Origin of the sequence: Burkholderia sp. SIMBA_062 (assembly GCF_046534765.1) — a bacterium.
GTDB lineage: Bacteria > Pseudomonadota > Gammaproteobacteria > Burkholderiales > Burkholderiaceae > Burkholderia > Burkholderia ambifaria.
This window is the reverse complement of record NZ_JAWRYD010000024.1, coordinates 26269-40087: the sequence shown is the minus strand read 5'-3', so window position 1 is coordinate 40087 and position 13819 is coordinate 26269. Positions and strand designations below refer to the sequence as shown.

Below are 13819 nucleotides of genomic sequence, written 5' to 3'. Positions count from 1 at the left end.
AGAAGGAGGAAAGTGGACCTATCGGCCGAGCGAAGCGAGGATGGAGCTAGCGGGCGGTATACCGCTCTGCGGGGTGGTGAGAGGTGTCAGACCGATTGCTCGGACCACTCCGGGTTCCCAACTTGCGCCGACACTTAGGCGAGGGCCACTCCCATGGCCATGGCACCGGAAAGTCATGCGTTATCCGAGCGCCTTTCTTTTGGTTACTTTTCTTTGGCAAGACAAAGAAAAGTAACCGCCGCCCCGCGCAGGGGCGACGCTAATAGACCGACACGATGGCAGGTGCTTCACGAAAACCCAGGCGCACCACCAAAACAACAAACCCCAAAAAAACCGAACCTCAATCCTTCCCGCGCTCGACAAGCGCGCCCCCACGAGGCTCACTCCCCCCACCGGTTTGTTTCTCGAGCCATGCCCGTCGATCTTCCCGAGGCGTAACGCCGAACCGTTCCCGATAGGCATTAGAAAAATGCGCCGCAGAAGAGAACCCACAGGCGAGACTGACTTGAACGACCGACTTGCTGGTCCGCTGCAATTGAGTGCGCGCCTTGAGCAATCGAAGATTGAGGTAATACTTGGACGGCATAGCCCCGAGATACTGTCGAAAGAGCCGCTCGAGTTGCCGCCGCGACACGCCGACAAGCCCGGCAATCTCATCGGTCGTCAAAGGATCCTCGACATTGGCTTCCATGAGCAGCAACGCATCGTTCAACTGAGGATGCCGCTCACCAGGCGCAGTCACAAAAGGAATCCGCTGCCGTTCCTCGCCACTCCGCAAGGTCCCGGCGCCGAGCGCATCGGCAATCCGCTCCGCGAGATCCGCCCCATGTTCGCGCCCGATCATCGCCAGCATGAAATCGACGGTAGCCTGCCCGCCCGCACAGGTCGCCCGATCGCGATCGATCTCGAAGATCTGCTGCGTGACGATCGACCGCTCGAACTGCTCGGCGAACTGCTGATACGTCTCCCAGTTCACGCTCACCCGATACCCGGAAAGCTGCCCGGCCATCGCGAGCCACCACACGCCGTGATGAATACCCGTGACGACCGGCGTCCGCTGCCCGATCCGCGCGAGACTCGCGAGAAACAACCGATAGTCGGCAAACTGCTGAAACCGCTCCGACACGACGATCAGCCAGTCACACGCGATCGCATCGTTGAACGCCGCATCGGCATGCCACTGCGCGCCGCCGGCGAGCGGCACGGGCCGCCCGTCCCACGAACACACCTGCCAGCGATACAGCAAGCGCCCGTCGATCTCGTTCGCGAGATTCAACGCATCGACGATCGGCCCCACACCCGACATCGACACGGGCGGCAATGCAACGATCGCCACCTGCGTCGTGCGGGTGGCGCCTGCGGGACGAGTCACCGGTACCACGTATGAAAACCCGCCCGTCGCGTTACTTGAGGCTGCCCGACAGGAACTGCTTCAGACGCTCGCTCTGCGGACGCACCAGCACCTCCTTCGGATCGCCCTCTTCCTCGGTCCGCCCCTGATGCAGGAACATCACGTGGTTCGACACGTTGCGCGCAAACCCCATCTCGTGCGTGACGACGATCATCGTGCGGCCTTCCTCGGCCAGCTTCTGCATTACCTTCAGCACTTCTCCGACGAGCTCCGGATCGAGCGCCGAAGTAGGCTCGTCGAACAGCATCACGTCCGGATGCATCGCGAGCGCACGCGCGATCGCGACACGCTGCTGCTGGCCGCCCGACAGATGCGACGGATACTGCTTCTCGACACGCGGCGCCAGCCCGACCTTCTCCAGGTACGCACGTGCGCGCTCCTCGGCTTCGCGCTTCGAAATGCCGAGCACGTGCACCGGCGCTTCCATCACGTTCTCGAGCACGTTCATGTGCGCCCACAGATTGAAGTGCTGGAACACCATCGCGAGCTTCGTGCGGATGCGCTGCAACTGCTTGTGATCGGCGACCTCGAGCGCGCCGGCGCGGTCGGGCTTCGTGCGCACGGTCTCGCCGTCGACGACGATCTGCCCCGCATTCGGCCGCTCGAGAAAGTTGATGCAGCGCAGGAACGTGCTCTTGCCCGAACCGCTCGCGCCGATGATGCTGATGACGTCACCGGCCTTCGCGTTCAGCGACACGCCCTTGAGCACCTCGTTATCGCCGTAGCGCTTGTGAATGTCGACCGCGGCAAGCTTGGTGGAAGCGGACGCGCTCGTTTGAGTGATCTCGGCCAACTGGCTCTCCTCGAAGTGAAATCAATGACGGCCGGCCGCGAGATACTCGAGCCACTGGCGCTCCGCCCGGCGAAATGCCGCGACGAGTGCGAACGATACCGCAAGATAGATCAGCGCGGCGATCCCGAACGACTGGAACGCCATGTAGGTCGCGGAATTGGCGTCGCGCGCGACCTTCAGGATGTCGGGCACGGTCGCCGTGAACGCCACGGTGGTCGCGTGCAGCATCAGGATCACCTCGTTGCTGTACAACGGCAGCGCGCGGCGCAGCGCCGACGGCAGGATCACCCGGCGGTACATCGTGAACGGCGACATCCCGTACGCACGCGCCGCCTCGACCTCGCCGTGCGGAATGGCACGAATCGCACCCGCGAAGATCTCGGTCGTGTATGCACAGGTGTTCAGTGCGAACGCGAGAATCGCGCAGTTGAAGCCGCTCCTGAAGAACGCGTCGAGCAGCGAGTGCGAACGCACGAACTCGAGGCTGTACATGCCCGTGTACATCAGCAGCAACTGCACGTAGAGCGGCGTGCCGCGGAACACGTACGTGTAGAACCGCACCGGCATCGACAGCCACTTGTTCTTCGACACGCGCGCGACCGCCAGCGGCACCGCGCACACGAAGCCGAGCGAAATCGACGCGACGAGCAGCCACAGCGTCACCGCAAGGCCGGAGAGGCGCTGGCCGTCCCAGTAAAGGAACGCCCGGCCGAATTCCTGGAGGATCTCGATCATAGTTCTGCGTGGCGCACGCCCATGGAATAACGCTTCTCGAGCTGGATCAGCACGAGGTTGGAGACGGTCGTGATCGCGAGGTAGATCAGCGCCGCAATGAGGATGAAGAAGAACATGTTGAACGTGCTCTTGCCGGCGTCCTGCGCGGCCTTCACGACGTCCGCGAGGCCGATGATCGACACCAGCGCGGTCGCCTTCACGAGCACCTGCCAGTTGTTGCCGATGCCCGGCAGCGCGAAGCGCATCATCTGCGGAAACATGATCCGCACGAACACGCGCATCCCGCTCATCCCGTACGCCGCGCCGGCCTCGAGCTGGCCGCGCGGCACCGACAGGAACGCGCCGCGAAACGTCTCGGTGAAGTACGCACCGTAGATGAAGCCGAGCGTCAGCACGCCGGCGACGAACGGATCGATATCGATCTGCTCCCAGCCGACCAGGTCGGTGAACTGGTTCAGCCAGATCTGGATGCTGTAGAACAACAGCAGCATCAGGACGAGATCGGGCACCGAGCGGATCAGCGTCGTATAACCGGTCGCGATCGCTCGCAGCACCCGGTTGTGCGACAGCTTCGCCACCGCGCCGATCAGTCCCAGCGCCACCGCGGCGGCAAGCGACAGCACCGACAGCTCGATGGTCTGCACGGTGCCGGCCCAGAGGACGGGACCAAAGCCGTAAAGGAACACGCGCGTCTCCAGTGTTGAATGAACACCGGCACGCAAACCTCTGTCGCGCCGGGCTGACGCGGATAGTCGCAAGCGAAAATGATTGCCTCAAATCACCGTGCGCGCGACTGTTGCATTGCAACAATTCGCTCGATCATTTGCAGGCCCGGCGTACGCCCCTGTTTCCAAAGGAAAAAACCCGCTCCCTGACAGTCGGATGACACGCAGGGAAGCGGGCTTTTTGCAATTTTCCGGTCGCTTTTTCGATATAGCGCCGGACTGGCCATCGGGCCGAATGGGCAGGTCGGGACACACGCCACACAATCGCTCGCTCATGTCCGCGACGCGATGCGCGCCGATCCAATGTCACCCGTGGCGGCCTCTACTTTTTGCATCCACAAAAATCTCTTGCCACTTCATGTTTTCGCATCCACAATTAGTCGAAATTCCATTCGTTTTCGACGAGGCCAAGGATCTGTCGAACCGACTGAAACACGGCATCTCGTTGCGAATGGCCGAATTCGCCGAGTGGGAAGCAGTGCGCACGTGGCCGGATACCCGCCGAGACTACGGCGAGGCGCGCTGGATCTGTCTGGTGCCGATCGGCGCGCGCCTCTACACGGCGATCGTCGTCCCGCGCGGCCGCACGCTGCGTGTCGTCAGCCTGCGAAAAGCCAACAACCGAGAGATGATTCGATATGAACAAGGCGGTTAAATTCATACGCAACACGCCCGACGAAGAAGCGGCGATCGCGCGCGGCATCGCGTCCGATCCGGACGCCCATGAACTCAGCGACGAAGAAATCGATGCGATGGAGCCATTCGTCGAGGTCGTCGCGAAGAAATTCGGGCGCCCGAAGCTCGAGCACCCGAAGGAACAGGTGAGCATCCGCTACGACGCGGACATCCTCGCCGCGTTTCGGGCCGACGGCCCCGGCTGGCAGACGCGCATGAACGACGCGCTGCGCGACTGGCTGAAGAAGCGCCGCGCATGAACGTCACCGCCCCTTCAGGATGTCGGAGCGCGAAGTCGTATAGACAAGCCCGTCCGGGCCGAAATGGACGTTGAAGAACGCGTCGGTGTTCACGCCATCCTCGAGCCAGCGCCAGCTCCAGACCGTCTCGGGCTTGAGCGGGTACTGCGCGATGTCGCCCGGCTTGCCGAGCAGGCGCCGCACCTCGTCCTCGTCCATCCCCGGGCGCACCTTCGCGAAGTTCTCGGCGGTCAGCACCTGCGTCGCGCCCGTGTAGTGCCCGCTCGCGTCGAGGTCGACGAACCAGGTCTGATTGCCCATCGGGCCGCGCGGATATTCGAGACGCTTGGAGCCGTCGGTGAAGGTGCGCTCGGTCTCGGGCTTGCCCATCGTGCCGCGCACGTCGGCCTCGGTCGATACGCCGACCTTCAGCCCCTTGAGCAGCAGCGGCGCCGGCTTGATCGCGTTGAAGAAGTCCCTGATGCGTTGCACGTCGAGATTGCCTTGCTTGTCGTCGCAGCCGGTCAATGCCAACGCGGCGGCCAGCATCGTGACGGGGAGCAGCCGGAAACGGAAAATCATCTGAAGAATTGCGCGTCGAGAAAACACGCGCCAAGGATACCCGCGCAACGCCAAAAGCGCGAGACGGCGCGCGCGGCCCGTCGCAGGTTCAATGCGTCGTTTCGGTGTGCGCGGCGGCCGCGCGGCGCGCGGGCGGCGCATCATCCGACACGGCCGGCGCCGCACGGAGGCTGCGGCGCGTGCGCACGAGTTCGGCAAGCTGCCACGAACCGAGCGCCAGGCAGCCGAACAGCACCTCGCGGCCGCGCTTGACCAGCGCGAGCGACAGCGCCGTCTCGCGATCGACGCCGAACATCTGCGCGAGCAGCACGACGGTCGCCTCCTGCACGCCGAGGCCGCCCGGCACCATGAACGCTGCATGCCGCACGGCCTGCGTCATCGCCTCGATCGCGATCGCGCCGCCGATCGATACCGGATGCCCGAGCAGCGCGAGCGCCCAGTAAATTTCGAGCGCACCGAGCACGTAACCCGACAGTTGCCAGAAGAACGCACTGAACAGCAGCGCCGTGCGCGACATCAGCGCGTCGATGTCGCCATCGAGCCGGCGGCCGTCGACGCCCTGCAGCAACCGGTGCGAATCGCCGAGCAGACGCCCCGCGAACCGCTCGATCGCGTGGAAGATGCCGCCGCGCCGCATCAGCACGACGCCGAGCACCGGCAGCGGCAGCGTCAGCAGCAGCGCAACGCCGATCGTGCCGCCGCCCATGTCGTGCGTGGTCGCGAGCAGCAGCACGAGGCCGAGCGCCGCGAACGCATACTGGACGACGATCGTCACCAGCACCTCGACGATCACCGACGCGGTCACGCGGCTCGCGTCGGGCACCTGCCAGCGCGCCATCCGTATCCCGACCAGCTCGCCACCGATCCCGACCACGGGCAGCAGCCGGTTCACGGCTTCGCGCACGGTCGCGATCCACCACAAGAACGCCAGCGACGCGCGCCGGTCGAGCAGCTGGTGCCACGCATACGCGTCGAGCAGCAGCGGCAGCGCGTGGAACGGCACGAGCCACAGCAGCGCGAAGCCGGCGCGCTCGAGCATCCGCGACACGTCGCCGATGCCTTCGTGCAGCCCCAGCGCGAGCAGGATCCCGATGCCGATCGGCCAGCCGAGCCATTTGATCCACCGGGTCATGACGGCTGCGTCCCCGCGTCGCGCGACGCACGCGTACCGCTGCGCACCGCGCGCTGGCCGAACACGTCCGCAAACCCGCCGGTCGCGACACCGGCCGCCTTCAGCGCGGCCGCGACGCGCGGCGACAGCAGCGCATCCAGTTCGTCGACCGGACGGTAATCGGCCATCGTCGGCGTGATCGGGCCGTCGCCGGCCTCGGCCGGATGACAGTAGATCTCGCCGACCCCGGGCGGCAGCGCCGCGAGCGCGTCGAGCAGCACGCCCTCGTCCATCGCGCCCGTATGCTCGATCCCGACCACGTAGTCGTTGTGCGCGAGCCCCGCGCGATCCAGCCGGGCGCGCACGAGCGCGATCCACGGCTTGAGCAGCGCGGGCGCGCTCGTTTCATACGGCAGCCGCACCGCGCGCAGCCCGTAGTCGCGGCCGATCTCGATGATCAGCGACAGCACGGTCGGATGCAGGTGGAAATGCTTGTGCGCGTTCACGTGATCGAGCGGCAGGCCGCTCGCCGCGAACGCGTCGAACTGCGCGCGGATCTCGCGGCGCAGTTGCGCACGCACGTGCGGCAGGAAGAAGAAGCGGCAGCCGTCCTTCGCCATCGCGTCGCCGAACCGCCCGTCGGGGCCGACGAGCGCGGGAATCTGATGCGCGGGCAGCATGGCCGGCCCGTCCGCGAGGACGAGATGCAGGCCGACCGCGAGCGACGGCAGCCGCCGCGCGCGTTCGATCGCATCCTGCGCCGCGGGCGCGCCGACCATCAGGCTCGCGGCGTTCAGCACGCCGTCGCGATGCGCACGCTCGACCGCCGCGTTGACGCGCGGATGCAGCCCGAAGTCGTCCGCGGTGAAGATCAGCGCCCGCGCCGCCCGCTGCGTCGTCACGAATCAGGCCTCGTGCGCGCGCAGGAAGCGGAAGAACTCGACGCCTTCGCGCAGACGGCGCTTCATCATGTCCCAGCTCGTCAGCATCTCGCGGACGATCTCCCAGATCTTCGACGGACGGAAGTAGAACTGGCGATAGAACTGCTCCAGTTGGTGATAGATCTCGTCGCGCGACAGGTGCGGATAACCGATCGCCGCGAGCTGCACGCCTTCCTTGCTGACCAGGTTGATGGTCTTGTTCTCTTCCATCCAGCCGTTCTCGACGGCCTGCTTGTACAGCGTCGTGCCCGGATACGGCGCGGCGAGCGACACCTGGATCGTGTGCGGATTGATTTCCTTCGCGTACTCGATCGTCTTCCTGATGGTCTCCTGCGTCTCGCCCGGCAGGCCGAGGATGAAGGTGCCGTGGATCTTGATGCCGAGCTTCTTGCAGTCCGCGCTGAAGCGGCGCGCGAAATCGGTGCGCACGCCCTTCTTGATGTTCACGAGGATCTGGTCGTCGCCCGATTCGAAGCCGACCAGCAGCAGGCGCAGGCCGTTCTCCTTCATCACCTTCAGCGACTTGTACGGCACGTTCGCCTTCGCGTTGCACGACCACGTCATGCCGAGCTTGCCCAGGCCGATGGCGATGGCTTCGGCGCGCGGCAGATCGTCGGTGAAGGTGTCGTCGTCGAACATCAGTTCCTTCACTTCCGGCATGTTGTCGCGGATCCACTTCGCTTCCGCGAGCACGTTCTCGACCGAGCGCGTGCGGTAGCGATGGCCGCTGACCGTCTGCGGCCACAGGCAGAACGTGCAGCGCGACTTGCAGCCGCGGCCCGTGTAGATCGATACGTACGGATAGTTGAGGTAGCCGATGAAGTAGTTGTCGATCTTCAGGTCGCGCTTGTAGACGGGCGCGACGAACGGCAGTTCGTCCATGTTCTCGAGGATCGGACGCGCTTCGTTGTGCTCGATCGAGCCGTCCTTCGCGCGCCAGCTCAAGCCCTTGATCTCGGGGAACGGCTTGCCTTCGGCGATTTCCTTGCAGGTGTAGTCGAATTCCTCGCGGCACACGAAGTCGATCGCCTCGCTCGCCGTGAGCGAGTTGTGCGGATCGACCATCACCTTCGCGCCGACCATGCCGACCAGCATCGACGGCTTCATCTTCTTCAGGTCCTGCGCGAACATCGCGTCGGTGGGGAACGACGGCGTGCTCGTGTGGATGATCACGAGGTCGTAGTCGTTGGCGATCTTCAGCGTTTCCTCGACCGACAGGCCGTCGGCCGGTGCGTCGACCACACGGCTGCCCGGCACGAGCGCGGCCGGCTGCGCGAGCCACGTCGGGTACCAGAAGGAACGGATTTCGCGCTTCGCCTGATAGCGCGAGCCGGCTCCGCCGTCGAAGCCGTCATACGAAGGGGCCTGCAAGAACAGCGTTTTCATGAATGCTCCGGTAGCCTGCATAGTTCGATTCGTTTCAACGATTCAGTCAATAACCCGCGGGCCGCCCTGCCGGCGCCCGCCGCTTTGTCATGTCGCATCGCGCGGCATGGCCGCGCGGCGCGTCTCGGCCCTGCGGCCGGATTCGATCGGGAACGCGCGCACGGCCGCTCCGTCGGGCAACGTGCGTTAGCGGCCGTCCCCGCCTTCCACCACCGCCGTCGCGCGCTCGCCGCCAACCACCGCCATCCGAGCGCCGCGCCACACGACGTGCGTGCCGAACGCGGCGGCGAGCCATTCGAGCGCCAGCAGCGTGTCGCGCACCGCGACGAGCGGCAGATCGCGCCAGAACGCGCGCCAGCCATCCGCGCCGCGCGCATGCAGCACCAGCCGCCCGAACATACCCACGACGGCCGCGCCACCCGCCAGCGTGCCGGCGAAGGTGCCGTCGAGACGCAGCGCGAGCGCTGCGCCGATCGCGAGCCACGGCGCGGTAAACGTGATGAACAGGAACGTGAAGCCGGCCGGGTTCAGCGAACGGATCGTGCGCAGCCAGCGCGTCTCGCGGTGCCAGAGCGGCCCGAACGACGGCTCGATCACGTCGGTCGCGACCTCGACCTCGGACAGCACGGTGCGTCGCCCGAGGCGGCGCGGCAGTTCGGCGAGCCAGAAATCGTCGGCCAGCTCGTCCTTCAGCGCGAGCAAGCCGCCGATCCGCTCGAGCGTGTCGCGCGTCAGCGCGAGCGTCGCGCCGAAGCCGAAGTGGCTCGAGCAGCCGAGGTGCGCGATCCGCACCGACGGCGCAAACCACGCATCGACGAACTGCGCGCCGATCCGCGTCCAGAACCCGCCGACGCTGCGCGCATGATACAGACACGTGACGACACCGACCGACGCGTCGGCGAGCGGCGCCGTCACGCGCTCCAGATAGTCCGGCTTCACCGCGATGTCGCTGTCCGCGATCACGATGCGGCCGTACTTCGCGCGTTCGGCCAGATTGATCAGGTTGCTGACCTTCAGGTTCTTGCCATGCACGCGCGCGTCGATCACGAGCGTGATGTCGCACTCCGGATAGTCGGCGCGCAACCGCTCGACCACGGCGACGGCCGGATCGGCCGCGGACGCGACCCCGAACAGCACTTCGTGGCGCGGGTGCCGCTGCTCGCAGAACGTCGCGAGGTTTTCATACAGGTGCGGCTCCGCGCCGCACAGCGGCTTGAGCACGCTGACGGGCGCGAAGCCGTCGCGCGCGGCGGTGCGCGGCGTGCGTGGGCGCGGCGCGAAGGCCGCGGCGAGCGCGTAGCCGGACGCAGCGAGCGTGAACGCGAGCAGGAGCCAGTCGAGCAGCGTGACGGTCGGCGTCATGCGCGAGCCCCCCCGGCGATGCGGGCGCCCTGCCGATCGATCGAACCTGGTTGAAGGCGATTGGGTATTCCGAGAGCAACGAACGCGGGCACGACCCGACTCCTTGTTCCAGCAGCAGCGTGTGTGTAATGGCGAGGCTCGGCCCATTCCCCGAATGCGACCCGCCCCGGCTTCGCGTGGCACATCTCCGCACGATGCCCGGACGGGATGCGGGAAGATTCGAATGGCGAACGTCGGCACAACATGAACAGGCGCCGGATTTTAGCAGCCCAAGTCGGCCGCGTGCGGACGGCGCAAGCAAGGGACTAGTGCGATTTCGGCAAAGCTGCGCGGCCGGCAAACCATTCTGGTGCCACTACGTTCACGCTAGCGTAAGCACTTTGCAGGCGTATTGCAGTCTTCAAAATCAAACATTTCGTGGAAATTTGTATGTCGATGCGAAGACATGTCCAATCGCCGTAAAGATTAGTCATTATTTGGGGATTGGATGGATTTCTGCAACGATCACGGCATCCCGCCAGACACCACCTTGCACCCCTGAAAGGCGCATGGGTATCCGCGCGTCGCCAGCGCGTTCCGGAACCCTTTGGCAAAATCGTCGACATCTGTTGCGCATGCGCATCACCGCGCCCCTCCCTTTAGAAGGCCACCGATGATTCCGTTTTCCGTACTCGACCTCGCCCCCATTCCCGCCGGCGCGGACGCCGCGCAGGCTTTCCGCAATACCGTCGATCTCGCACGGCACGCGGAGCGCCTGGGTTACCGGCGCTACTGGCTCGCCGAACATCACAACATGCCCGGCATCGCGAGCGCGGCGACCGCCGTCGTCATCGGCCATGTCGCGGGCGCGACGAAGACGATCCGCGTCGGCTCGGGCGGGATCATGCTGCCGAACCATGCGCCGCTCGTGATCGCCGAGCAGTTCGGCACGCTCGCGTCGCTGTATCCGGGGCGCATCGACCTCGGGCTCGGCCGTGCGCCCGGCACCGACCAGACCACGTCGCGCGCGCTGCGCCGCGACCTGATCGGCAGCGCCGACTCGTTTCCGGACGACGTCGCCGAGCTGCAGCGCTACTTCGCGGAACCGGTGCCCGGCCAGCGCGTGCGCGCGGTGCCCGGTGCGGGGCTGGACGTGCCCGTGTGGCTGCTGGGATCGAGTCTGTTCAGCGCGCAGCTCGCCGCGATGCTCGGGCTGCCGTTCGCGTTCGCGTCGCACTTCGCGCCGGACTACCTGATGCGTGCGCTCGAACTCTATCGCGCGCAGTACCGGCCGTCGGCCGCGTGGCCGAAGCCGCATGCGATGGTCGGCATCAACGTGTTCGCGGCCGATACCGACGACGAGGCGCGGCGCCTCTTCACGTCGCTGCAGCAGCAGTTCATCAACCTGCGCCGCGGCACGCCGGGCAAGCTGCCGCCGCCCGTCGACGCGCTCGAGGCGAGTGAATTCGAACTCGCGAACGTCGCGCACGCGCTGTCGTTCGCGGCCGTCGGCTCGCGCGACACGGTGCGCGACAAGCTGCGCGACCGGATTGCACAGACGGGCGCGGACGAGGTGATCATCACCGCGCAGATCTACGATCACGCCGCACGGGTGCGCTCGTTCGAACTGGCGGCGCAGATCCGCGACGAACTCGCGAACGAAACCCGCTGACCGCACGGGCGCGGGCGCCCCGCCGTCACGTCACTACGGGTGCACCGCGTCCAGCCCGTCGAGCAGCGCCTTGTGGAACGCATCCGGATCCTGGATCTGCGGCGCGTGGCCGAGCGCCGGGAATTCGACGAGCTGCGCGCCGGGGATCGCCGCCTGCGTACGCTTCGCGAGTTCCGGGTAGTGGCCGAGCTTCGCGTGCACGTCGGGCGGCGCCACCTCCTTGCCGATCGCGGTCGTGTCCTTGTCGCCAATCAGCAGCAGCGTCGGCACGCGGATCGCGCCGAGTTCGTAGACCACCGGCTGGGTGAGGATCATGTCGTAGATCAGCGCCGAGTTCCACGCAACCACGTCGCGGCCCGGGCCGCGATACATGCCGGCGAGCATCTGCACCCAGCGCTCGTAGGCGGGCGACCACTTGCCCGCGTAGTAGGTCGCCTGTTCGTAGCGGCGGATTCCGTCGGCGTTCGTCTTCTGTTCGCGCGCATACCAGTAGTCGACCGGCAGCGGCGGCACGCCGAGCGCCTTCCAGTCCTCGAGGCCGATCGGGTTCACCAGCACGAGCTGGTCGGTCGCCTTCGGATACATCAGCGCATAGCGCATCGCGAGCATCCCGCCCGTCGAATGGCCGACGATCGTCGCCGATTTCACGCCGATCGACTCGAGCAGCGCATGCGTATTGCGCGCGAGCTGCTGGAAGCTGTACTGGTAGCGCTCAGGCTTCGACGACTTGCAGAAGCCGATCTGGTCCGGCGCGACCACGCGATAGCCGGCGCGGCTCAGCACGCCGATCGTGTCCTCCCAGGTCGCCGCGCAGAAGTTCTTCCCATGCAGCAGCACGACGGTGCGGCCGTTCGGGTGCGCCGGCTGCACGTCCATGTACATCATCTCGAGGGTTTCGCGCTGCGACACGAACGCGTAGCGATGCACCGGCTCCGGATAGGCGAAACCTTCCAGGCGGGGGCCGTACGCGGGCCCGTCGTTGCCGGCCGGCGCCGGCGCGGCGGCCACGGCCGAGGTCGCGCATGCCGCGGCGACGCCGGCGCCGAGCACGGCGGCGCGCGCGAGGGACAACATCTTGCAAATCGAGAGCATGGCGATCACGGTAAGGGGTAATGCACGCGCGCAACCGGGCGGCTTCGCGCCCCGCGATTCTACGCGGTCGGGCTGACGACGGCGCGCAACACTCGATGGCCGTGCGACTTCCGCGCGCGCGACGAACTCGGGTATCGTGTGTCGTGACCCTGACACGCCTGCAGGCGAACACTCATGAAAAACGTCCTCAGCATTCAGTCGCACGTGATCTACGGACACGCCGGCAACAGCGCGGCCGTGTTCCCGATGCAGCGCCTCGGTGTCAACGTCTGGCCGCTCAACACCGTCCAGCTGTCGAATCACATGCAGTACGGCCACTGGGCCGGCAGCGCGATCGACGCCGCGAAAATGGAGCAGCTCGTCGACGGCGTCGCCGCGATCGGCGCGCTCAAGCGCTGCGACGCGGTGCTGTCCGGCTTCGTCGGCTCGCCGCCGCAGGCGCGTGCGACGGTCGAGATCGTGCGCACGGTGAAGGCGATGAACCCGAACGCGTGGTACTTCTGCGATCCGGCGATGGGCCAGACGGGCGGCGTCCGGCCCGAACCCGGCGTCGAGGAATTCATCGTCCAGGAGATGCCTGCGCTCGCGGACGGCATGTCGCCGAACCACACCGAGTTGCAGAAGCTCGCGGGGCGGCGCATCGAGACCGTCGCCGAAGCCGTGGACGCGTGCCGCGCGCTGATCCGCCGTGGCCCGAAGATCGTGCTCGTCAAGCACCTGCACGACCGCAACAGCCCGGCCGACCGCTTCAACATGCTCGCCGTCACCGAAACCGAAGCGTGGATCGGCCAGCGCCCGCTGTATGCGTTTCCGCGCCATCCGGTCGGCGTCGGCGATCTCACCAGCGCCATTTTCGTCGCGCGCCGGCTGCGCGGCGACTCGGTGCGCGCCGCGTTCGAGCACACGCTCGCGGCCGTGCACGCGGTCGTGAAGGCGACCTACGACGCGCGCCGCTACGAACTCGAACTCGTCGCCGCGCAGGACGAAATCGCGCGCCCGAGCGAATGGTTCGGCGCGTGGGTGACCGACGCGTGATGCGCCCGCATCGGCCGCGAATCCTCCGAATCTCGTCGAATCCCCCGGTATCCCCCGCTTCTCCGGCGTGCCGCGCGCGCT

At 66.3% G+C, this 13819-nt stretch carries 14 protein-coding genes; 4 read left to right on the top strand and 10 right to left on the bottom strand.

Annotated features, from left to right (window positions below):
- Window positions 1-340: 340 nt before the first annotated feature.
- Genes SB786_RS24240 through SB786_RS24225 form a run of 4 tightly spaced genes read right to left on the bottom strand, consistent with a single transcriptional unit; the run spans window position 341 to window position 3625 of the window.
- A complete protein-coding gene (locus SB786_RS24240; protein ID WP_410729695.1) occupies window positions 341-1381 on the bottom strand; it encodes a GlxA family transcriptional regulator in 1041 nt (346 codons plus the stop codon).
- Window positions 1382-1403: 22 nt separating this feature from the next.
- Window positions 1404-2204, bottom strand: a complete 801-nt coding sequence (locus SB786_RS24235) for an ABC transporter ATP-binding protein (RefSeq protein WP_011656393.1) — start codon at window positions 2202-2204, stop codon at window positions 1404-1406.
- 21 nt (window positions 2205-2225) lie between these two features.
- A complete protein-coding gene (locus SB786_RS24230) occupies window positions 2226-2939 on the bottom strand; it encodes an ABC transporter permease (RefSeq protein WP_410729694.1) in 714 nt (237 codons plus the stop codon).
- The gene (locus SB786_RS24225) at window positions 2936-3625 is read right to left on the bottom strand and encodes an ABC transporter permease (RefSeq protein ID WP_006755250.1); all 690 of its coding nucleotides are present in this window, start codon (window positions 3623-3625) and stop codon (window positions 2936-2938) included. Before SB786_RS24225 ends, SB786_RS24230 begins: the two co-directional genes overlap by 4 nt.
- A gap of 397 nt (window positions 3626-4022) precedes the next feature.
- Between SB786_RS24225 and SB786_RS24220 the strand changes: the two genes are divergently transcribed.
- Together SB786_RS24220 and SB786_RS24215 are read left to right on the top strand one after the other, a co-directional pair.
- Window positions 4023-4319, top strand: a complete 297-nt coding sequence (locus SB786_RS24220; protein WP_410729693.1) for a BrnT family toxin — start codon at window positions 4023-4025, stop codon at window positions 4317-4319.
- On the top strand, window positions 4303-4599 hold the full coding sequence (locus SB786_RS24215) for a BrnA antitoxin family protein (protein ID WP_410729691.1): 297 nt from the start codon (window positions 4303-4305) through the stop codon (window positions 4597-4599). Before SB786_RS24220 ends, SB786_RS24215 begins: the two co-directional genes overlap by 17 nt.
- A 3-nt stretch (window positions 4600-4602) precedes the next feature.
- Here the strand turns inward: SB786_RS24215 and SB786_RS24210 are convergent, their stop codons facing one another.
- From SB786_RS24210 to hpnI, 5 genes are all read right to left on the bottom strand, one after another.
- Complete coding sequence (locus SB786_RS24210; RefSeq protein WP_410729690.1) at window positions 4603-5160, bottom strand: hypothetical protein; 558 nt, start codon at window positions 5158-5160, stop codon at window positions 4603-4605.
- Window positions 5161-5248: 88 nt separating this feature from the next.
- Window positions 5249-6292 (bottom strand): lysylphosphatidylglycerol synthase domain-containing protein, encoded by a 1044-nt coding sequence (locus tag SB786_RS24205; protein ID WP_410729689.1) that lies wholly within the window; start codon window positions 6290-6292, stop codon window positions 5249-5251.
- A complete protein-coding gene (gene hpnK / locus SB786_RS24200) occupies window positions 6289-7173 on the bottom strand; it encodes a hopanoid biosynthesis-associated protein HpnK (RefSeq protein WP_410729688.1) in 885 nt (294 codons plus the stop codon). The genes SB786_RS24205 and hpnK overlap by 4 nt, the downstream gene beginning before the upstream one ends.
- Before the next feature lie 3 nt (window positions 7174-7176).
- On the bottom strand, window positions 7177-8619 hold the full coding sequence (gene hpnJ, locus SB786_RS24195; RefSeq protein WP_410729687.1) for a hopanoid biosynthesis associated radical SAM protein HpnJ: 1443 nt from the start codon (window positions 8617-8619) through the stop codon (window positions 7177-7179).
- 165 nt (window positions 8620-8784) lie between these two features.
- Window positions 8785-9960 carry a bacteriohopanetetrol glucosamine biosynthesis glycosyltransferase HpnI gene (gene hpnI / locus SB786_RS24190; protein WP_410729686.1) on the bottom strand — a complete coding sequence of 392 codons (1176 nt, stop codon included), beginning with the start codon at window positions 9958-9960 and terminating at the stop codon, window positions 8785-8787.
- Window positions 9961-10612: 652 nt separating this feature from the next.
- Here hpnI and SB786_RS24185 point away from each other — a divergent pair.
- Complete coding sequence (locus SB786_RS24185; protein WP_410729685.1) at window positions 10613-11611, top strand: LLM class flavin-dependent oxidoreductase; 999 nt, start codon at window positions 10613-10615, stop codon at window positions 11609-11611.
- Window positions 11612-11644: 33 nt separating this feature from the next.
- Here the strand turns inward: SB786_RS24185 and SB786_RS24180 are convergent, their stop codons facing one another.
- Entirely contained in the window at window positions 11645-12703 is a 1059-nt protein-coding gene (locus tag SB786_RS24180) for an alpha/beta fold hydrolase (protein ID WP_410729683.1), read from the bottom strand.
- Window positions 12704-12877: 174 nt separating this feature from the next.
- Between SB786_RS24180 and pdxY the strand changes: the two genes are divergently transcribed.
- A complete protein-coding gene (pdxY, locus tag SB786_RS24175; protein WP_006755531.1) occupies window positions 12878-13738 on the top strand; it encodes a pyridoxal kinase PdxY in 861 nt (286 codons plus the stop codon).
- Window positions 13739-13819 lie beyond the last annotated feature (81 nt).

What these genes read in the sequence shown, in the direction of transcription:
- SB786_RS24230 (WP_410729694.1), bottom strand. Translation starts at nt 2,939, where the DNA reads ATGATCGAGATCCTCCAGGAATTCGGCCGGGCGTTCCTTTACTGGGAC.
- SB786_RS24220 (WP_410729693.1), top strand. Translation starts at nt 4,023, where the DNA reads ATGTTTTCGCATCCACAATTAGTCGAAATTCCATTCGTTTTCGACGAG.
- SB786_RS24215 (WP_410729691.1), top strand. Translation starts at nt 4,303, where the DNA reads ATGAACAAGGCGGTTAAATTCATACGCAACACGCCCGACGAAGAAGCG.
- SB786_RS24210 (WP_410729690.1), bottom strand. Translation starts at nt 5,160, where the DNA reads ATGATTTTCCGTTTCCGGCTGCTCCCCGTCACGATGCTGGCCGCCGCG.
- SB786_RS24205 (WP_410729689.1), bottom strand. Translation starts at nt 6,292, where the DNA reads ATGACCCGGTGGATCAAATGGCTCGGCTGGCCGATCGGCATCGGGATC.
- hpnJ (WP_410729687.1), bottom strand. Translation starts at nt 8,619, where the DNA reads ATGCAGGCTACCGGAGCATTCATGAAAACGCTGTTCTTGCAGGCCCCT.
- hpnI (WP_410729686.1), bottom strand. Translation starts at nt 9,960, where the DNA reads ATGACGCCGACCGTCACGCTGCTCGACTGGCTCCTGCTCGCGTTCACG.
- SB786_RS24185 (WP_410729685.1), top strand. Translation starts at nt 10,613, where the DNA reads ATGATTCCGTTTTCCGTACTCGACCTCGCCCCCATTCCCGCCGGCGCG.
- SB786_RS24180 (WP_410729683.1), bottom strand. Translation starts at nt 12,703, where the DNA reads ATGCTCTCGATTTGCAAGATGTTGTCCCTCGCGCGCGCCGCCGTGCTC.
- pdxY (WP_006755531.1), top strand. Translation starts at nt 12,878, where the DNA reads ATGAAAAACGTCCTCAGCATTCAGTCGCACGTGATCTACGGACACGCC.